The organism is Variovorax sp. GW458-11-26-14-LB1 (assembly GCF_059423965.1).
Genome location: NZ_JBWKYW010000002.1, coordinates 287,820 through 306,488, shown reverse-complemented (window position 1 = coordinate 306,488; position 18,669 = coordinate 287,820). Strand labels below are relative to the sequence as shown.

Genomic DNA, 18,669 nt, shown 5'->3' with positions numbered 1-18,669 from the left:
AGGGTCGCCTTTCTTTTGCCTACGTTTCTTTGGCGAAGCAAAGAAAAGTAGGTCGCCTGCCGGGGCGAGACCCGGCCCCGGGAAGCAACCTCACAACGCAGTCCAAAAACCTAGCGAGCGTGCGTAACCCCACCGTCCACCACCAACGTAGACCCCATCACATAGTCTCCAGCCCGAGAGGCGAGGTAGATGGCAGCACCAGCCATATCTTCGGGAGTACCAATGCGCCCAGCAGGAATCCGTCCTTTGACCTCATCCCCATGATCCCGCGCATCCTTATTCATATCCGAAGCAAACGCCCCAGGAGCAATCGCACTCACCACGATCCGATCCTGCGCCAACCGCAGCGCCATCCGCCGCGTCAACTGAATCAACCCCGCCTTGCTGGCCGCATACGAATAAGTCTCCTGCGGATTCACAGAAATCCCGTCGATAGAAGCAATGTTGATCACCTTCGACAGATGATCCGTAGCCGCCTTCTTGAGCATCGGCGTCAGTGCCTTCGTCAGGAAGAAGGGCGTTTTCAAATTCAGGTCGACGACCTTGTCCCACCCACTCTCAGGAAACTCCTCATAAGGTGCCCCCCAGGCAGCCCCAGCGTTGTTGACCAGGATATCCAACGACCCTTCATGCTTCGCATAAGCATCGACCAGCGCCTGAGCCCCTTCCACAGTAGAAACATCAGCCGGCAGCGACACACAATGCCCAAAAGCCGACAGCTCCTTCGCCGTCTGATCGCAAGCCGCCGCCTTGCGCGCCGAGATGTACACGCGCGCGCCCTGTGCCAGAAAGCCCTCGGCAATCATGCGGCCGATGCCGCGCGAGCCGCCGGTGATCAAGGCGCTGCGGCCCTTCAGCGAGAAGAGTTGGGTGGTGTCCATGTGCGTTTGTCTCCTGAGTGGTGGAAGAGAGGAAGTTCAATTCCCGTCAGGAGAAAGCTTAGTCCGCGACGCGCCCGCGCCGCGTCACCTAGGCGGCAGCAGCAGGAGCAGAAGGCAGCGCCAACCGGCGCGGACTCTCGAAGGTGCGCAAGGCGCCGCTCAGCGGGTCGATGAAAGACAGCGACCGCGCCAGCAGCTGCAGCGGCCTGTCGAAGTCGTCATTCCCCGCGGGCTGCAGCGTGGGATAGAACGGGTCGTTCACGATCGGCAGGCCCAGCGCCTGACAGTGCACGCGCAGCTGGTGCTTGCGACCGGTGACGGGCGAGAGTTCCAGCAGCGCATGGCCGTCGCGCGCCTCCCGCAGCACGATGCGGGTTTCGGAATTCGGCTCCCCGGGCGCTTCGCGCATGCGCATGAAGTGGTCGTCGTCCACCAGCCGGCTGCGGTACACGGCGGGCACCGACGACACGCCCTCGTGCCACGGCACCACAGCCTCGTAGTGCTTGTCGATGCGCCGCTCGGGGAACATCGCCTGGTAGATGCCGCGCGTCTCGGGGCGCACCGAGAACAGCACCAGGCCCGAGGTATTGCGATCGATGCGGTGCAGCGGCACGAGGTCGTCCAGGCCGAGCTTGCGCTTCAGGCGCACCAGCAGGCTCTGCTGCACGTACTTGCCGGTGGGCGTGACGGGCACGAAGGGCGGCTTGTCGACCACCACGAGGTCGTCGTCCTGGTGCAGCACCAACTCTTCGAAAGGGATGGGCGTCTCGGCGTCGAGCGCGCGGTAGTAGTACACGCGCAGCGGTGACTCGTAGCGCCGCGTGGCGGTGATGGGCACGCCGTGCTCGTCGCACACGTCGTTCGCTTCGATGCGCGAGAGCCAGGCCTCGCGCGAGATGGCGGGAAAGCGCTCGACGAGAAAGTCGGCGATGGTGGGCCAGGGACCGCAAGGCAGCGAAACGCAGCTCGGGCTCACGCCATCGCGCGTGGGCATCGGGACGGGGAAGCGGGGGCGCGTCATGGCGCGGCGGCGTCCAGCACCGACAGCACCTCGGCGAACGACGGCCGCGCCGCCACCTCGGGCTGCAGGCAGCGTGCCGCGAGCGTGGTCAAGGGCGAAGAAGCCGCATCGTCGCAGCGCTCCGCCAGCTCTTCGAGCAGGCAGCCGAAGGCGCGCATTTCCACGCTCTGCAGGGCCTTCGCCAGTGCCGGGTCGAGCGCGCCGGTCATCCAGCCCGCGCCGAAGTCGCCGAGCCGCCCGCCATCCTGCGCGTGCCAGAGGATGTTGTGGGCGTACAGGTCGCCATGCAGCAGGCCGCGCGCATGCAGGTGCGCCATGGCTGCGGCGATATCACGAGCGATGCGCAGCGCGGTGCCGGTCGTCCAGCGCGCGTCGTCGGCGTAGACGTCGCGGGTGCACGAGGCCAGGCTCGGTGGGCCGGCCAGGGTGCGGAACGAGGGCGGCACCAGCGCCATCACCAGGCCTTCCGTGCCGTCGGGGTGGCCGTCGATGCGGCCCTGCGCGGCGATCAGCGTCGGGTGCGCGCCGGCCGCGATGCAGGCCGCCATCTCGCTGTGCGGCCAGCCGTCGCTGGTGACGGCACCCTTGAACAGCTTCACCGCCACGGGCTGCGCGGCGCCATCGGGTGTGGCCAGCGTGGCGCGGTGGATCACGCCCGAGGCGCCTTCGCCGAGCTTCGGGCCGAGCGTGAGGTCGCGCCAGTCGACGTGCGGCACGGTGGGCGCGTCGATGGCGGCGTCTTCGGTCGGCGCATCGAACGGGTTGCCCGCGCAGGCCAGCCAGGCCAGGCGCGGCAGGGTGGGCAGCCACTCGGGCAGCGCCTCGAAACGGTTGGCCGACAGGCGCAGCAGCTCTAGCTGTCGGCAGCGGGCCACCGATGGCGGCAGGGCGCGCAGGCGGTTGCCGGCCAGCATCAGCTTCTGCATGCGGGTGCAGTCGCCGAGGGTGTCGGGCAATTCTTCGAGCGCGTTGTCGGTCAGGATCAGCCAGCGCAGCGAGGGCGGCAGCGCCTCGGCGGGCACGTGGGCGATGCGGTTGGCCTTGAAGCCCACGATGTCGAGCTGGCGGCACTGGCCGATGGAGGCCGGCAGTTCGGTGAACCGGTTGTCGGAGCAGAACAGCACGCGCAGCCGGTGCAGCCGGCCGAGGTCGTCCGGCAGCGCGCTGAGCGCATTGCCCGTGAGGTTCAGCGTTTCGAGGGTGTCGGCGAGCGCAAAAATCTCGCGCGGGAACTCAGTGAGTCCGCACGAGAGGTCCAGTCGTCGTGCGCCAGCCAGCCGGCCGGCGCACAGCTCAGCCAGCGTGTTCGACATTGTCATTCCCAGAGTCTATGCGGCCGCCGCCGGGCCGCCCCAAGGCGAGCCGCGCCTCCCCCTCGGGGGGGGGGAGTTACACGCCGCGAAGCGAAGTGAAAAGCCGGGGGGCCTCAGGCTGCGCCGAAGCGGTAGATGCCGTCGGCGTCCAGCGTGCGCTTCACCTGCCCCGAGAACCACAGCAGGTGCAGGTGGGCCACGGTCTCGCCCATGGCGAAGGTGATCTGGTGCAGGTCGAGCTCGCGCTTGAACAGGATCGGCAGGCCCTCCGACGCCGTGATGGGGCGCGCGAGGCAGGCTTCGAGCAGCTCGGCCAGGCGGTCGCGGTGGTGCTCCTGCAGCTGGTCGACGCGGCGGTGGATGCCGGTGAAGGGCTTGCCGTGCGAGGGCAGGCCCAGCGTGTCGGCCGGCAGGGCCTTGAACTTGTCGATGCTGTCCAGGAACAGGCGCAGCGAGTTGGCCTCGGGCTCGCCCGCATGCACGCTCACATTGGTCGAGATGCGCGGCAGCATCATGTCGCCGCCCAGCAGCAGCTTCGGCTCGGCGCAGTACAGCGCGATGTGCTCGGGCGCGTGGCCGTAGCCGCTGATGCAGCGCCAGTCGCGCCCGCCGATGCGGACGATGTCGCCGTCCATCATGCGCACGTAGCGGGCGGGTACGCTGGGCACCATGTTGGTGTAGTAGCTGGTGCGTGCGCGGATCTTGGCGATCGACTCGGGGTTGGTCAGCCCGTGCGAGGCGAAGAAGTCGGCCGCCGCGTCGCCGCCCGCGAGCGTGTCGCCGGCGCTGCACAGCACGCGTGCCACGTGGTAGTCGGTGGCGCTGATCCACAGCGGCACGTTCCAGCGCTTGCACAACCAGTCGGCCAGGCCGATGTGGTCGGGGTGCATGTGGGTCACGATCACGCGCAGGATCGGCAGGCCCTGCAGCTGGGTCTCGAAGATCTGCTCCCACTGAGCGCGGGCCTCGTCGTGCGCGATGCAGCAGTCGACCACCGTCCAGCCCTCGACGCCGTCGATCGTGTCGCGCAGCAGCCAGAGGTTGATGTGGTCCAGCGCAAAGGGCAGCCGCATGCGGATCCAGCGCACGCCGGGCGCGACTTCCAGTGCTTCGCCGGCGGCGGGCAGGGTGTCGCCCAGGGGGTAGTGGAGTTCGCGTTCGAGGAGGTTCATGTATGATTGACGTTTACGTAAACGTCATGGGTTGAGGCATCATTGTAGAGAATGCGCCGCCAACCTGCTGTCGCCCCCGCAACCCTTGCCGCCCATGCCCGCGCAGACCTTCACCATCAGCCAGCTCGCCAAGGAGTTCGACCTCACGACGCGCGCCATCCGCTTCTATGAAGACATGGGCCTGCTGTCGCCGGAGCGGGCCGGCCTGCAGCGCGTGTACAGCGCGCGCGACCGGGCGCGGCTCACGCTCACGCTGCGCGCCAAGCGCCTGGGCCTGACGCTGGTCGAGGCGAAAGACATCCTCGACATGTACGACAGCCCGCGCGACACCGTGCCGCAGCTGGAAAAATTCCTGGGCGTGCTCGGCGCCCACCGCGCGCAGCTCGAGGCGCAGCTGGCCGAACTGCAGGCCAACCTCGCCGAAGTGCGCGAGCACGAGAAAAAAGGCCGCGCCACGCTGACCAGGGCGCAGAAGGCCGCCAAGGCCGTCCAGGACGCCCGAGGTGGCGAAAACACGCCCGACACGACGACTCACTGACAATAGACCACCATGCCCTCCGACAACCTCGACGACCTCTTTGCCCACAACCGTGCCTGGTCCGCCCAGATGGAGCGTGACCGGCCCGGCTTCTTCACCGGCCTTGTCAAGCAGCAGACGCCGCGCTACATGTGGATCGGCTGTTCCGACAGCCGCGTGCCCGCCAACCAGATCACCGGCCTGGAGCCGGGTGAAGTGTTCGTGCACCGCAACGTCGCCAACATCGTGGTGCACTCCGACCTCAACGCGCTCTCGGCGATCCAGTTCGCGGTCGAGCACCTGAAGGTCGAACACATCATGGTGGTCGGCCACTACGGCTGCGCCGGCGTGAAGGCTGCGCTCAGCGGCAAGCGCATCGGCCTGGCCGACAACTGGATCCGCCACATCCAGGACGTGCGCGACCGCCACAGCGTGATGCTCGACAGCCTGCCCGAAGACGTGCGCGTCGACGCGCTGTGCGAGCTCAACGTGGCCGAACAGGTGGTCAACGTGGCCGTCAGCACCGTCATGGTCGACGCCTGGGCGCGCGGCCAGAAGGTGCGCATCCACGGCTGGACCTTCGGCGTGCACGACGGCCTGCTGCAAGACCTCGGCCTGAGTGTCGAGGGCGACAAGCCGCTGGACGCCATCTACAAGGCCGCCGTACAGCGCATCCGCTACAAGTGGAGCAAGCCGGCCGGCGTTTCGCCGTCGGCACAGGCAGGTGCCGACGGCACCGAAGGCACCGAGACGCCGCCAGCCGCCTGAGCGAACCCGCCGCTGCCATCGCCGGTCCTGTCGCCATGTTCCCGCAGCGCCTCGATTCCCCGCTGGCCTACGACATCGCGAAAGCGATGATCGACGGGTTCAACCGGCACTACCGGCTGTTCCGGGCCGAATCGGCGCGCGCCAAGCACCGATTCGAGACCGCCGACTGGCACGGCCAGCAGCGGGCGCAGCGCGAGCGCATCGAGTTCTACGACCTGCGCGTGAACGAGGCCGTGGCCCGGCTCGAAAAAGAGTTCAAGGCCGGCGACCAGCCCATGGAGGTCTGGCACCAGGTCAAGCTGCACTTCATCGGGCTCTTGGTGAACCACCACCAGCCCGAGCTGGCCGAGAGTTTCTTCAACTCGGTCACCACGAAGATCCTGCACCGGGCCTACTTCCAGAACGACTTCATCTTCGTGCGCCCGGCCATCAGCACCGAGTACATCGAGCCGCGCGGCGCACCCACCTACCGGCCGTACTACCCCTCGCAGGCCACGCTGCCCGACATCATCGAGCAGATGCTCGACGACTTCGCGCTGCAGGGCAGCTACGCCAACAAACGGCGCGACGCCGAGCGCGTGGCGCACGTCATCCTGAACCGCTTCCACCAGGTCAAGCTGCGCGCCAACTTCCAGCTGCAGGTGCTGTCGGGCCTGTTCTACCGGAACAAGGGCGCCTACGTGGTCGGCAAGATCATGAACGGCTTCACCGAGATCCCGTTCTCGCTGCCCATCCTGCACGACACCCACGGCAAGTTCTACATCGACGCGGCGCTGTTCGGCGAAGACGACCTGCAGATGCTGTTCAGCTTTGCGCGCGCCTACTTCATGGTCGACATGGAAGTGCCCTCGGCCTGGGTGCAGTTCCTGCGCTCGCTCATGCCGCGCAAGCCGCGCGCCGAGATCTACAACGCGCTCGGCCTGGCCAAGCAGGGCAAGACGCTGTTCTACCGCGACTTCCTGTCGCACCTGAACTACTCGAGCGACCGCTTTCGCATCGCGCCCGGCATCAAGGGCATGGTCATGCTGGTGTTCGACCTGCCCTCGTTCCCCTTCGTGTTCAAGGTCATCAAGGACTTCTACCCGCCGCAGAAGGACACCACGCGCGAGCAGATCAAGGGCAAGTACATGCTCGTGAAGCAGCACGACCGCGTGGGCCGCATGGCCGACACGCTCGAGTACAGCAACGTGGGTTTTCCGCTCGACCGCTTCGAGCCCGAGCTCATCGAGGAGATCCGCAAGTTCGCGCCCAGCCAGCTCGAGATCGGCGACCGCGACGGCAACGGGGAGATGGAAGTCGTGCTCAAGCACGTCTACATCGAGCGCCGCATGATCCCGCTGAACATCTACCTGCAGGAAGCCTTCGACACGCTGGCCCACCCCGAGAGCCCGGCCCAGGCCCGGCGCGCCAAGGACCAGCTGGAGCACGCGGTCATCGAGTACGGCAACGCCATCAAGGACATGGTGGCCGCCAACATCTTCCCCGGCGACATGCTGTGGAAGAACTTCGGCGTCACGCGCGGCGGCAAGGTCGTGTTCTACGACTACGACGAAATCGAATACGTCACCGACTGCAAGTTCCGCAAGGTGCCCACGCCGCGCAACGAGGAAGACGAGATGAGCGGCGAGGTCTGGTATTCGGTCGGCCCGAAGGATGTGTTCCCCGAGACCTTCGAGCCCTTTCTGCTGGGCAACAAGGACGTGCGCGCCGCCTTCATGGCGCACCACGCCGACCTGCTCGACGCCGCCTTCTGGCAGCACCACAAGGAACGCATCCAGGCCGGCCAGATGCTTGATGTGTTCCCGTACGAAGAGTCGCAACGCTTCCAGCACGAAGGCCACGCGACGCATTTCTGACCGCCTGTTTCCCGATTCCGTTTTCGTTTTGTCTTTGATTTCACTTTCACATTCCTGAAGGAGACCTCCATGTCCGAATCCATCGTCATCGTCGGCGCCGCCCGCACCCCCATGGGTGGCTTCCAGGGCGATTTTTCGTCCCTCTCCGCGCACGACCTGGGCGGCGCGGCCATCAAGGCGGCCGTCGAGCGCGCCGGCATCGCGCCCGAGAGCGTGGGTGAAGTGCTGTTCGGCAACTGCCTCATGGCCGGCCAGGGCCAGGCCCCGGCGCGCCAGGCGGCCTACAAGGGCGGCCTGCCCGACAGCGCGGGCGCCGTCACGCTCAGCAAGATGTGCGGCTCGGCCATGAAGGCCGCGATGCTCGCGCACGACCTGCTGCTGGCCGGCACGCACGATGTCATCGTGGCGGGCGGCATGGAAAGCATGACCAACGCGCCCTACCTCATGCTCAAGGGCCGCGGCGGCTACCGCATGGGCCACGACAAGATCTATGACCACATGATGCTCGACGGCCTCGAAGACGCCTACCAGCCGGGCCGCTCCATGGGCACCTTCGGCGAAGACTGCGCCGCCAAGTACAACTTCACGCGCGAACAGCAAGACGCCTTCGCCATCGCCAGCGTGCAGCGCGCCAAGGCCGCCACCGAATCGGGCGCCTTCAAGGACGAGATCACGCCCGTCACCGTGAAGGGCCGTGGCGGCGACACCGTCATCTCGATCGACGAAGGCCCGGGCAAGGTCAAACTCGACAAGATCCCCACGCTCAAGCCCGCGTTCAAGAAAGAAAACGGCACCATCACCGCCGCATCGAGCTCGTCGATCAACGACGGCGCCGCCGCGCTGGTCATGATGACCGAGTCGCACGCCAGGAAGATCGGCGCCAAGCCGCTGGCGCGCATCGTCGGCCACGCCACGCACGCGCAGCAGCCCGAGTGGTTCTCCACCGCGCCGGTCGGCGCCGTGCAGAAGCTCTTCGCCAAGACCGGCTGGAGCGTGAAGGACGTCGACCTGTGGGAAGTGAACGAGGCCTTCGCCGTCGTGCCCATGGCCCTCATGCACGAGCTCGACGTGTCGCACGACATCGTCAACGTGAACGGCGGCGCCTGCGCGCTGGGCCACCCCATCGGCGCCAGCGGCGCGCGCATCATGGTCACGCTGCTGCACGCGCTGAAGGCGCGCGGCAAGAAGCGCGGAGTGGCCACGCTGTGCATCGGCGGCGGCGAAGGCACCGCGGTCGCGCTCGAATTGCTATAACGCCAGGAGCCGCCGGCGCCCGGGAGAGGGCGCCGGCCGGTTTTCCACCCCGGACAGTTCAAACAAAACCATGCGTAGAGCAGGAGATTTCATGCGCCCATCCCTTCACCGTACCGCCGTTGCCGCCGTGCTCGCTACCGCCTTCGTGGCAGGTGGCGCCTGGGCCCAGAAGCGCGACAACGTGCTGTTCCAGGCCGCCACCGACGAGCAGCCGGCGGTGATCAAGACGCTCGAGAAGCTCGTCAACATCGAGACCGGCACCGGTGACGCCGAAGGCATGGCCGCCGCCGGCGCGTACCTCGAAGGCGAGCTGAAGAACCTCGGCTTCACCGTCACGCGCAGCAAGTCGGCCGGCCTCGTGGTCGGCGACAACATCGTCGGCAAGCTCAAGGGCCGCGGCGGCAAGAACCTGCTGCTCATGTCGCACATGGACACCGTCTACACCAAGGGCACGCTCGCCAAGGCGCCTTTCCGCATCGAAGGCGACAAGGCCTACGGCCCCGGCATCGCCGACGACAAGGGCGGCAACGCCGTCATCCTGCACACGCTCAAGCTGCTCAAAGACTACGGCGTGCGCGACTACGGCACGATCACCGTGCTGTTCAACACCGACGAAGAAAAAGGCTCCTTCGGTTCGCGCGACCTGATCCAGGAAGAAGCCAAGCTGGCCGACTACGTGCTCTCGTTCGAGCCCACCAGCGCCGGCGACGAAAAGATGTCGCTCGGCACCTCGGGCATCGCCTACGTGCAAGTCAACATCACCGGCAAGGCCTCGCACGCGGGCGCCGCGCCCGAGCTGGGCGTGAACGCATTGGTCGAGGCCTCCGACCTCGTGCTGCGCACCATGAGCATCGACGACAAGTCGAAGAACCTGCGCTTCAACTGGACCATTGCCAAGGCCGGCAACGTGTCGAACATCATCCCGGCCAGCGCCACGCTGAACGCCGACGTGCGCTACGCACGCAACGAAGACTTCGACGCCGCCATGAAGACGCTCGAAGAAAAGGCGCAGCAGAAAAAACTGCCCGAGGCCGACGTCAAGGTGCTCGTCACGCGCGGGCGTCCGGCCTTCAACGCGGGCGAGGGAGGCAAGAAGCTGGTCGACAAGGCCGTGGTCTTCTACAAGGAAGCCGGCGGCACCGTGGGCGTTGAAGAGCGCACCGGCGGCGGCACCGACGCGGCCTACGCGGCGCTCTCGGGCAAGCCCGTGATCGAGAGCCTGGGCCTGCCCGGCTTCGGCTACCACAGCGACAAGGCCGAGTACGTCGACATCAGCGCCATTCCGCGCCGCCTGTACATGGCCGCGCGTCTCATCATGGACCTGGGCGCCGGCAAGTAAGCCTCGCACCCACCGACAAGAAAGAACTGGAGACAACGCCATGCTGCTCAGCGCAGACCAGGAAGCCATCCGCGACGCGGTGCGCGATTTTTCGCAAGCCGAGTTGTGGCCCAACGCCCCCAAGTGGGACCGCGACCACAGCTTTCCGAAGGAAGTGCACCAGGGCCTGGCCGCGCTGGGCGCCTACGGCATCTGCGTGCCCGAGGAGCATGGCGGCGCGGGCCTCGACTACCTCACGCTCGCACTCGTGCTCGAGGAAATCGCCGCCGGCGACGGCGGCACCAGCACCGCCATCAGCGTGACCAACTGCCCCGTCAACGCCATCCTCATGCGCTACGGCAACGCGCAGCAGAAAAAGAAGTGGCTCGAGCCGCTGGCCCAGGGCCAGATGCTCGGCGCCTTCTGCCTCACCGAACCGCAGGCCGGCAGCGATGCCTCGAGCCTGCGCACCACCGCGCGCAAGGACGGCGACGGCTACGTGATCGACGGCGTCAAGCAGTTCATCACCAGCGGCAAGAACGGCCAGGTCGCCATCGTCATCGCCGTGACCGACAAGGGCGCCGGCAAGCGCGGCATGAGCGCGTTCATCGTGCCCACCGACGCGCCCGGCTACAACGTCGCGCGCCTGGAAGACAAGCTCGGCCAGCACAGCAGCGACACCGCGCAGATCAACTTCGACAGCTGCCGCATCCCCGCAGAAAACCTCATCGGTGCCGAAGGCGAGGGCTACAAGATCGCGCTCGGCGCACTCGAAGGCGGACGCATCGGCATCGCCGCGCAGAGCGTGGGCATGGCCCGCAGCGCCTTCGACGTGGCCGTGGCCTACGCCAAGGAACGCCAGGCCTTCGGCGGCGCCATCTTCGACCAGCAGGCCGTGGGCTTTCGCCTCGCCGACTGCGCCACGCAGATCGAAGCCGCGCGCCAGCTCATCTGGCACGCCGCCAGCCTGCGCGACGCCGGTCGGCCCTGCCTGAAAGAAGCCGCCATGGCCAAGCTCTTCGCCAGCGAAATGGCCGAGCGCGTGTGCAGCGCCGCCATCCAGACCCTGGGCGGCTATGGCTACGTGAACGATTTTCCGCTGGAGCGCATCTACCGCGACGTGCGCGTGTGCCAGATCTACGAAGGCACGTCGGACATCCAGAAGCTGTTGATTCAACGCGCGCTCGCCTGATCGATCACGTGAGCCGGCGCCGCGGCCGACCCTGGGGCTCGATCGCTGCGGCACTCGTGCTCGCGGCGCTGGCCGCCTGGAGCGTCGTCATCGAGCCGCGCTGGGTGGCCGCGCGAGTCGAGCCCTTGGGCTCAACGCAGTGGCAGCCGCCGGCCGGCCTGAAGGTCGCCGTGGCGAGCGACTGGCACCTCAGCACGCGCTCGCTGTGGCGCGTGACCAGCGCCGACCGTGCCGCGACCATCGTCGACCAGATCAACGCGGCGCAGCCCGACGTGATCCTGCTGCCCGGCGACTTTCTTGCGGGCTCCGGTGACGACGAAGACTTTTCCATCGAAGCCATGGCCGCCGTGCTCGGCCGCCTGAAGGCGTCGCAGGGCGTGTACGCGGTGCTCGGCAACCACGACTGGTGGCACGACGGCGAACGCACCGCCAAGGCCCTGTCCGCGCAGGGCATCCACGTGCTGGAGAACGCCTCGGCGCGCCTGCCCGGGCACGACCTCTGGGTGGTCGGCATCGGCGACGACTCCACAGGCCATTCGCAGCCCGACAAGGCCCTGGCCGGCGTGCCACCCGGCGCCGCCACGCTGGTCATGATGCACGACCCCTTCAGCTTCGCCGGCATGCCGCGCACGCAGGGGCTCGTGGTGGCGGGGCACACGCATGGCGGGCAGATCAGCGTGCCGGGCTATGGCGCGCTGGTGGTGCCCGGCCGCGCGCCGCGCGAGTGGGCCTATGGCTGGATCGCGCACAAGGACAACAAGCGGATGTACGTGACCAGCGGGCTCGGCGTGAGCATCTTGCCGGTGCGGTTCAACATGCGGCCTGAGTGGGTGATGTTTCGGTAGGGCGGTGCGTGGTGGTCGCTGGCGCTTGACGGGCGTCGTGGCGGCCGCGAACATTGCCGTCGCCTTGCGAGGTGCAAGGCCGGGTTTAGCAGCCCGCTGACATCCTGCGCAGCAATCCTTGGAGGCCTATGGCCAATGCTTCAAGCGCAGTCACCGATGCCGGTTGTTCCTGTGCGTCTTCCCGTTCCAACGCTCAATTCAAACCCTTCGAATGGGTGCAAGGCGAACGGCACCCTCCTTCACTGCAAAGCCACGCGGCGTTTCTCAACGAGGCGCGCGATGTGGTGCAGGGTGCGCAGACGCTGGTTCAGTTGCTCGAGTGGGATGAGGATCGGCGCGACGCCGCTTCTCTTGATGCAGATGCAGCTCCGCTTTTCGATGCAGGCCAGCGCAGTTCGCTGCAGCGGTTTCTTGCGGTATCGCTGGGGCTTCTGCATGCGCGGATTGAGGCGCAGTGTGACGCGTTGACTGAGTAGGGGCGCGACGTAGGGGCGTGCGGCTCGTGCGGGGAGGCGTTCCCGGTTCAGAAGACATTCGCCTGTGGCATTCTTCAGCTGCCGCGTTTGCGGCCACAACCGGTCATTCGACCAGAGGGCAGAAATACGCATGCAACCAAAGCAGCTTCTCGCACAGGACGTTGAGTTCGGCAACGCCGGCGGTTTGGATACTGACGGCACCGGCTGGTTCATCGGGTTCAACGATTGAACCAAGAACCCACCGTCCCACCTGCGGCATGTTCCGACCGAAGAGCTCACTGCTGGTCTGTGCGTCAAGTGGTTCTGCCACCCGGCTGGAAATCCGAACGGCGAATCCAAGCCTCTGAGCGAGGGGCGGACGATGTCGGTCTTGGTGAGCCCAGCCAGTGAATTCAGGATTGAGTTCTCGACGAGCGCCGAATTCGTGCCGCAGGACACGCTGTCGCACACCTTGCGCCGCCATGGCGACTTCGTCATATGGGGCCCCGGCGTGTTCCATCGCGCCTTTGGTGGCCAGCCGGCATGCATCCTCACGGTTCGATGGTCCAAACCCGGTAGACAGGGTTCGGCCATTAACGGCCATGGGCGGGGTTCGCGAGGCGAGAGCCAGCATGACCCATTGACTGCCAGCACCTTCATTCCAGTTTTTCGAGCCCGCGACCAGGTGCTTGCCAGTGACGAGGCGGTGGAGGCCAGGCGCGCTAGGTCCTTTGAGCCACACGTGGCGCCCTTACAGGCGCTGGCTGAGCGGATAAGCGCAAGCCGTGACGCGCCCGACGGCGTGCCGCGCTTCGACCCACTCGATGGCGGCATCAACGCACGCGTGCTTCTCTTGCAGGAAGCCCCAGGCCCGCGCGCTGTCGGAAGTGGTTTCATCAGTTCCGACAATCCGGACCAGACGGCAGCCAACGCCCGGCATGCTTGCGAGTCAGCGGGACTCTCGCGCCGCGACGTGGTGCGGTGGAACGCAGTTCCCTGGTACCTCGGGAACGAGGAGGGCACCAAAATCCGTCCTGCAACCCGAGAAGACGTCAAGCGGGCCGAGCCATGGCTTGCGGAGTTGCTGCAATTGCTGTCGCGGCTGCAGGTGGTTGTGCTAATGGGAAAGAATGCGCAGCGGCTCGCGCCGGCTCTCAAGCGAATTGCGCCGCACCTGCGTGTCGAGAGAACACCCCACTGCTCGCCGCTGGCGCTCAACTATTCGCTAGATCGCCGCACTGAGCTGATTGAGACGTTGCGAGACGTCGCTGTCAGCTTGCGGACTTGATGGAGTACAGCAAACGGCCAGAACCGGTCGTTCGCGAGTCAGATCGAATTCACCGGTAACCGATCATCCGCTCAAGCAAGGAGGTTAGTTTTGCAGTTCGAACTCGATGATGGGGAGGCTCGGCACGAAGAAGCACCGGGGACGTTCTACATCCCTCCTCGGGAGCGGCGAGCCAACCTACAGCCTGGTCAGCTCGTCAAACTGGTGTTTCGCATTCAGCATGATGAGACGGTTGACGTTGAACGGATGTGGGTGATCGTTGAGGACATCACCGCGACCGGCTACGTCGGTTCGCTGAACAATCAGCCGATGTCCACGGACGAACTACAAATGGGCGCTCTAGTCCCATTTGGCCCCCAACACGTCATTCAGATCTACGAGGATGAGTGACGGATGTTGCTGTTGCCGGCTACTAGCTGCCGCTCGCCGCGCCGGGCTGAATTTGGTCAGTAGTGGCCGTTGAACATGCGGGAGCACTCATTGCCTGAAATTGCACACCTTTTGCCAGTCGACAAGCACGACCTGCCGAGGGCAGAAGCGATCGTCGCTCTAGGCTATCCGGCCGTCGACGCGCTTCTTCCTGAGTTGATCGCTTGGGTGCAAGACATCAACTGGCCTGTCGCAAACGTCTTGATTCCCTTTCTGGCTAGCATCGGTGAACCGCTGGCACCTCATCTGCGGATGATCTTCGAGTCCGAAGATCACGTCTGGAAGTATTGGGTGCTCGACAAACTTGTTGCTCCGTCACCCAGGCTCGCAGTGGCCGTCGAGCCGTATCTTTTGCGCATGGCCTCGGACCCGAGCCCTGGTGAAAGTGACGAAGGGGTCGATGAGATCGCTCGAAGGATCCTGGTTAAGAAAGCAGCCTGAGTAGGCCGTGACAACGTCTTTCGGGTGTCTGCCATCGAGAATCGGGGACGTCTCTTTTGGGCCCGAAGCGGCTATGTGCCCTGTGTCGAATGTCAGTTCATGACCGGATACTGCCAGACCGCCTTAGGCGGGGTGCTCTCCATAACGACGGCCGTGAGCCCCGATTGCTAAGTCGGCAATCTGCCACTTCGCCGCGCTCGGTCTGCGAGTGCTTCCCGGTGCTGGGACAACAACTCGAGCGTCAAATCCTTGAGCATTTTCTGCGGGGCATCGTTGTTGTGAAGAGGGAAACTGAACGTTTTCCGAAATCGTCGCTGGAGCCATTTCGGCGCGGACGATGGCGATTGCGCCCATTCCTCGAAAAGCCAACGGGCCACAGCTTGCTTGTCCGCCGACAGCAAGTCTGAATGTTGACTTATCAGAGCAAGAGACTTAGCTTTCATCTGTTGCGAATACTCGCATATGGGTTGAACCGTACCAACTTGGTCAACGGCGAATCCTGGCCGTTCTCAGTCTTACGGCTTTGAAGTGAAGTACTCTGAGTGCTCATGATTCCAACTGCCTCCGCGATCCAAGCAGCTATCGATTGACAGCTCGCGGCCCAGCCACAGGCCAGCGGTGATGAATGCTGCCGTCAGCAGCAATGTGATTCCAATGCGTGATCGCGTGCTCATGATGAAAGGCCACTCATGGCTGGTTGTAGACAGACAAACCTATTGCGCGTAGACCCTAAATCCCAAGTAGAGAAAAAACGCCACAACCGCCCCGACGATGGCAAGCCCAATCGACCACGGAATGTCCATGTCACTGCGCTCGCGACGCGAGACGCCATCCATACGGGTCAGCATCGTGCGTCGCTGGTCCGGCGTGTTGATGAGGAACTTGACGACGCCTGCAATGCCGCAAAGGGCAACGGCGCCCCCGATGATCATCAATCCCCAAACTTCCATATTGAACGTGATGGGAAATGCACCATCGGCGCTTGCGACAAAGGGTTCGCGTCCCCTTCGCGTGACAACGATTTGTCCGGCGCGCCATGCGTTGAACCCGTGCAGAAAGGCAAAGACGCCCAAGGAGAGGGTCGCAGCGAGCAGGAAGAACAGCTTGAGGAATCGCAAAAGCATGCTTTGGTGTTCAGCTTGAAGGAACGAAACGCCGGACGACTTTAGCGGCACAAGCCATTGGCGCAAGAGGCCCCGGCGCCTTTGGCCCCGGCAGGTCCCCGCAAAGCGGGCATGCCCGGAAGCCGCCCACACCCCACCTTCAGCCCCCGCCGCGCCAAGTGTTCCAATAGAGCCCTTCATGAGCGCCACCGACCCCACTCCCGGCCCCTGCCCCTGCGGCCGCACCGACCGTCGCGACAAGCCCATTGGCTACGCCCTGTGCTGTGGGCGCTACCTCGACGATTTCGAGAACACGCCGGCGCCCGACGCCGAATCGCTGATGCGTTCGCGCTACTCGGCCTTCGTGCTGGCCCGTGCCGACTACCTGCTCGCCACCTGGCACGCGTCGAAGCGACCGGCTTCGGTCGAGTTCGAGCCGGGCGTCAAATGGCTGGGGCTGGACATTCGCTCGCGCTCGGTGCTCGACGCCGACCACGCCGAGGTCGAGTTCGTCGCCCGCCAGCGCGGTGCGACGGGCGTGGCGTTCCGCCTGCACGAGCGCAGCCGCTTCGTGCGCGAGGACGAGCGCTGGTTCTACGTCGACGGAGACCTGCACCAGCCCCCGGGTTGACGGCGGCGGGCTTCGGCCCGCACAATCGGCCCCGCTCCGGGGTGCACGCATGTGGCGTGCTGAGATGGCAAAGCTGCCGACCCGCGAACTTGATCCGGGTCATACCGGCGTAAGAAGAGCTGCACTCCCTGACTTCGGTCCGTCACTCCCTTTTTCGGTGGCGGGCCTCCCGAGGTCCACGAGCGATTGCGGAGCACCCTTTCCCTCAACAAGGAGTGCCTCCGATGAATGCCCCCGACAAATTCACCTCGCTGCTGTCGCTGACGCGCGAACCCTTTCCCGCCTCGCACAAGTGCGTCATTCCGGGCAGCCGGCCCGACCTGTTCGTGCCCGTGCGCGACGTGGCGCTGACCAACGGCGAAACCGTCTCCCTGTACGACACCTCGGGCCCCTACACCGACCCGAAGGTCGAGATCGACGTGCGCCGCGGCCTGCCCGACGTGCGCAGCGCCTGGGTCATCGAGCGCGGCGACACCGAAAGCTATGAAGGCCGCACGCACCACGCGCTGGACGACGGCGCGAAGAACGAAGACCGCGACGCGCAGCGCCTGGCCGAACTGCGCGCCGGTGCCTCGGCGCTGCAGCGCACGCCGCGCCGCGCGAAGTCGGGCGCCAACGTCACGCAGATGCACTACGCGCGCCGCGGCATCGTCACGCCCGAGATGGAGTACGTGGCCCTGCGCGAGAACGGCAAGCGCGAGTGGATGGCCGAGTACCTGGCCAACGAGGAGCGCGCCAGGCGCGTGGCGGGCAACCCGATGGGCGCGAGCATTCCGCGCATCATCACGCCCGAGTTCGTGCGCGACGAAGTGGCCCGTGGCCGCGCGATCATTCCCGCGAACATCAACCACCCCGAGGTCGAGCCGATGGCCATCGGGCGCAACTTCAAGGTGAAGATCAATGCCAACATCGGCAACTCGGCCGTCACCTCGAGCATCGAGGAAGAGGTCGAGAAGCTGGTGTGGGCCATCCGCTGGGGCGCCGACAACGTGATGGACCTGTCGACCGGCAAGAACATCCACACCACGCGCGACTGGATCGTGCGCAACTCGCCGGTGCCCATCGGCACGGTGCCGATCTACCAGGCGCTCGAAAAGGTGGGCGGCGTGGCCGAAGACCTCACCTGGGAGATCTACCGCGACACGCTCATCGAGCAGGCGGAGCAGGGCGTCGATTACTTCACCATCCACGCGGGCCTGCGCCTGCCGTTCATCCACCTCACGGCGGACCGCATGACGGGCATCGTGTCGCGTGGCGGCTCGATCATGGCCAAGTGGTGCATCGCGCACCACAAGGAGAGCTTCCTCTACACGCACTTCGAGGACATCTGCGACATCATGAAGGCCTACGACGTGAGCTTCTCGCTCGGCGACGGCCTGCGCCCCGGCTCTGGCGCCGATGCGAATGACGAAGCGCAGTTTGCCGAGCTGCGCACGCTGGGCGAGCTCACGCAGATCGCCTGGAAGCACGACGTGCAGACCATGATCGAAGGCCCGGGCCACGTGCCGATGCACATGATCCAGGCCAACATGGACGAGCAGATCAAGCACTGCCACGAAGCGCCGTTCTACACGCTCGGCCCGCTGACCATCGACATCGCGCCGGGCTACGACCACATCTCCAGCGCCATCGGCGCCGCGATGATCGGCTGGGCCGGCACGGCGATGCTCTGCTACGTGACGCCCAAGGAGCACCTGGGCCTGCCCGACCGCGACGACGTGAAGCAGGGGATCATTGCCTACAAGATCGCCGCACACGCGGCCGACGTGGCCAAGGGCCACCCGGGTGCGCGTTCGCGCGACGACGCGCTGAGCAAGGCGCGCTTCGAGTTCCGCTGGCAAGACCAGTTCAACCTGGGCCTGGACCCCGACACGGCGCGCGAATTCCACGACGAGACGCTGCCGAAAGACTCGAGCAAGGTGGCGCACTTCTGTTCGATGTGCGGCCCCAAGTTCTGCTCGATGAAGATCACGCAGGAGGTGCGTGAGTACGCGGCCAAGAAGGGCGTGGCCGAGGCGGCTGCCATGGCCGAGGGCATGGAAGAGAAGTCGAAAGAATTCATGGCCGGCGGCGGCGAGATCTACATCCCGATCCGGCCAGTGGCCTGAGATGGCCCGATAGCCTGAGTCTGCCCGTGCGGAAAGGGGGCGTTGCTACCATGGAGCCAGACCCCTGAACTTCAGCC

Annotated in this window: 18 protein-coding genes and 1 riboswitch; of the genes, 13 read left to right on the top strand and 5 right to left on the bottom strand. The window is 65.6% G+C overall.

Going from position 1 to position 18,669, the window contains the following annotated elements; translation table 11 throughout:
* Positions 1–110: 110 nt before the first annotated feature.
* The 4 genes from AC07YS_RS02790 to AC07YS_RS02775 form a co-directional block, all read right to left on the bottom strand.
* Positions 111–881 (bottom strand): SDR family oxidoreductase, encoded by a 771-nt coding sequence (locus AC07YS_RS02790; protein ID WP_062478757.1) that lies wholly within the window; start codon positions 879–881, stop codon positions 111–113.
* Between the two features lie 88 nt (positions 882–969).
* A complete protein-coding gene (locus AC07YS_RS02785) occupies positions 970–1,902 on the bottom strand; it encodes a pseudouridine synthase (RefSeq protein WP_495270175.1) in 933 nt (310 codons plus the stop codon).
* Complete coding sequence (locus AC07YS_RS02780) at positions 1,899–3,215, bottom strand: leucine-rich repeat-containing protein kinase family protein (protein WP_495270176.1); 1,317 nt, start codon at positions 3,213–3,215, stop codon at positions 1,899–1,901. Before AC07YS_RS02780 ends, AC07YS_RS02785 begins: the two co-directional genes overlap by 4 nt.
* 113 nt (positions 3,216–3,328) lie before the next feature.
* Positions 3,329–4,387, bottom strand: a complete 1,059-nt coding sequence (locus tag AC07YS_RS02775; protein WP_495270174.1) for an MBL fold metallo-hydrolase — start codon at positions 4,385–4,387, stop codon at positions 3,329–3,331.
* Positions 4,388–4,481: 94 nt separating this feature from the next.
* Between AC07YS_RS02775 and AC07YS_RS02770 the strand changes: the two genes are divergently transcribed.
* The 11 genes from AC07YS_RS02770 to AC07YS_RS02720 all read left to right on the top strand — a co-directional run bounded on the left by AC07YS_RS02770 (position 4,482) and on the right by AC07YS_RS02720 (position 14,750).
* Positions 4,482–4,925 carry a MerR family transcriptional regulator gene (locus AC07YS_RS02770; protein ID WP_070062936.1) on the top strand — a complete coding sequence of 148 codons (444 nt, stop codon included), beginning with the start codon at positions 4,482–4,484 and terminating at the stop codon, positions 4,923–4,925.
* A gap of 12 nt (positions 4,926–4,937) precedes the next feature.
* Positions 4,938–5,672 (top strand): carbonate dehydratase, encoded by a 735-nt coding sequence (can, locus tag AC07YS_RS02765; RefSeq protein ID WP_095947900.1) that lies wholly within the window; start codon positions 4,938–4,940, stop codon positions 5,670–5,672.
* Positions 5,673–5,707: 35 nt separating this feature from the next.
* Entirely contained in the window at positions 5,708–7,528 is a 1,821-nt protein-coding gene (aceK, locus tag AC07YS_RS02760) for a bifunctional isocitrate dehydrogenase kinase/phosphatase (protein WP_062478759.1), read from the top strand.
* 69 nt (positions 7,529–7,597) lie between these two features.
* Entirely contained in the window at positions 7,598–8,782 is a 1,185-nt protein-coding gene (locus tag AC07YS_RS02755) for an acetyl-CoA C-acyltransferase (protein ID WP_307638126.1), read from the top strand.
* Between the two features lie 91 nt (positions 8,783–8,873).
* Positions 8,874–10,121 (top strand): glutamate carboxypeptidase, encoded by a 1,248-nt coding sequence (locus AC07YS_RS02750; RefSeq protein ID WP_495270173.1) that lies wholly within the window; start codon positions 8,874–8,876, stop codon positions 10,119–10,121.
* Between the two features lie 40 nt (positions 10,122–10,161).
* Positions 10,162–11,292: an acyl-CoA dehydrogenase family protein gene (locus AC07YS_RS02745; RefSeq protein WP_095746931.1), complete on the top strand. Its 1,131-nt coding sequence runs from the start codon at positions 10,162–10,164 to the stop codon at positions 11,290–11,292.
* An 8-nt stretch (positions 11,293–11,300) separates the two neighbouring features.
* A complete protein-coding gene (locus tag AC07YS_RS02740; protein WP_495270172.1) occupies positions 11,301–12,137 on the top strand; it encodes a metallophosphoesterase in 837 nt (278 codons plus the stop codon).
* Between the two features lie 128 nt (positions 12,138–12,265).
* Complete coding sequence (locus tag AC07YS_RS02735; protein WP_495270171.1) at positions 12,266–12,613, top strand: hypothetical protein; 348 nt, start codon at positions 12,266–12,268, stop codon at positions 12,611–12,613.
* Between the two features lie 361 nt (positions 12,614–12,974).
* The gene (locus AC07YS_RS02730; protein WP_495270170.1) at positions 12,975–13,880 is read left to right on the top strand and encodes a uracil-DNA glycosylase; all 906 of its coding nucleotides are present in this window, start codon (positions 12,975–12,977) and stop codon (positions 13,878–13,880) included.
* A 90-nt stretch (positions 13,881–13,970) separates the two neighbouring features.
* Positions 13,971–14,270, top strand: a complete 300-nt coding sequence (locus tag AC07YS_RS02725) for a DUF2314 domain-containing protein (protein ID WP_139701348.1) — start codon at positions 13,971–13,973, stop codon at positions 14,268–14,270.
* A gap of 90 nt (positions 14,271–14,360) precedes the next feature.
* Positions 14,361–14,750 carry a DUF5071 domain-containing protein gene (locus AC07YS_RS02720; RefSeq protein ID WP_192195814.1) on the top strand — a complete coding sequence of 130 codons (390 nt, stop codon included), beginning with the start codon at positions 14,361–14,363 and terminating at the stop codon, positions 14,748–14,750.
* 713 nt (positions 14,751–15,463) lie between these two features.
* Here AC07YS_RS02720 and AC07YS_RS02715 read toward each other — a convergent pair.
* Complete coding sequence (locus AC07YS_RS02715) at positions 15,464–15,874, bottom strand: hypothetical protein (RefSeq protein ID WP_495273803.1); 411 nt, start codon at positions 15,872–15,874, stop codon at positions 15,464–15,466.
* 178 nt (positions 15,875–16,052) lie between these two features.
* Here AC07YS_RS02715 and AC07YS_RS02710 point away from each other — a divergent pair, with 178 nt between their 5' ends.
* Complete coding sequence (locus tag AC07YS_RS02710) at positions 16,053–16,484, top strand: YchJ family protein (protein ID WP_095746929.1); 432 nt, start codon at positions 16,053–16,055, stop codon at positions 16,482–16,484.
* 27 nt (positions 16,485–16,511) lie between these two features.
* A riboswitch (TPP riboswitch) is annotated at positions 16,512–16,617 on the top strand.
* 91 nt (positions 16,618–16,708) lie between these two features.
* Positions 16,709–18,592, top strand: coding sequence for a phosphomethylpyrimidine synthase ThiC (gene thiC / locus AC07YS_RS02705; RefSeq protein ID WP_495266967.1), 1,884 nt, complete (start codon positions 16,709–16,711; stop codon positions 18,590–18,592).
* Positions 18,593–18,669: the final 77 nt, after the last annotated feature.

Bases quoted from the DNA above. Each gene is read 5' to 3' on its own strand.
- AC07YS_RS02730 (WP_495270170.1), top strand. From the start codon at position 12,975: ATGTCGGTCTTGGTGAGCCCAGCCAGTGAATTCAGGATTGAGTTCTCG.
- AC07YS_RS02775 (WP_495270174.1), bottom strand. From the start codon at position 4,387: ATGAACCTCCTCGAACGCGAACTCCACTACCCCCTGGGCGACACCCTG.
- can (WP_095947900.1), top strand. From the start codon at position 4,938: ATGCCCTCCGACAACCTCGACGACCTCTTTGCCCACAACCGTGCCTGG.
- AC07YS_RS02710 (WP_095746929.1), top strand. From the start codon at position 16,053: ATGAGCGCCACCGACCCCACTCCCGGCCCCTGCCCCTGCGGCCGCACC.
- aceK (WP_062478759.1), top strand. From the start codon at position 5,708: ATGTTCCCGCAGCGCCTCGATTCCCCGCTGGCCTACGACATCGCGAAA.
- AC07YS_RS02780 (WP_495270176.1), bottom strand. From the start codon at position 3,215: ATGTCGAACACGCTGGCTGAGCTGTGCGCCGGCCGGCTGGCTGGCGCA.
- thiC (WP_495266967.1), top strand. From the start codon at position 16,709: ATGAATGCCCCCGACAAATTCACCTCGCTGCTGTCGCTGACGCGCGAA.
- AC07YS_RS02770 (WP_070062936.1), top strand. From the start codon at position 4,482: ATGCCCGCGCAGACCTTCACCATCAGCCAGCTCGCCAAGGAGTTCGAC.
- AC07YS_RS02750 (WP_495270173.1), top strand. From the start codon at position 8,874: ATGCGCCCATCCCTTCACCGTACCGCCGTTGCCGCCGTGCTCGCTACC.
- AC07YS_RS02790 (WP_062478757.1), bottom strand. From the start codon at position 881: ATGGACACCACCCAACTCTTCTCGCTGAAGGGCCGCAGCGCCTTGATC.
- AC07YS_RS02735 (WP_495270171.1), top strand. From the start codon at position 12,266: ATGGCCAATGCTTCAAGCGCAGTCACCGATGCCGGTTGTTCCTGTGCG.
- AC07YS_RS02785 (WP_495270175.1), bottom strand. From the start codon at position 1,902: ATGACGCGCCCCCGCTTCCCCGTCCCGATGCCCACGCGCGATGGCGTG.
- AC07YS_RS02745 (WP_095746931.1), top strand. From the start codon at position 10,162: ATGCTGCTCAGCGCAGACCAGGAAGCCATCCGCGACGCGGTGCGCGAT.
- AC07YS_RS02755 (WP_307638126.1), top strand. From the start codon at position 7,598: ATGTCCGAATCCATCGTCATCGTCGGCGCCGCCCGCACCCCCATGGGT.
- AC07YS_RS02715 (WP_495273803.1), bottom strand. From the start codon at position 15,874: ATGCTTTTGCGATTCCTCAAGCTGTTCTTCCTGCTCGCTGCGACCCTC.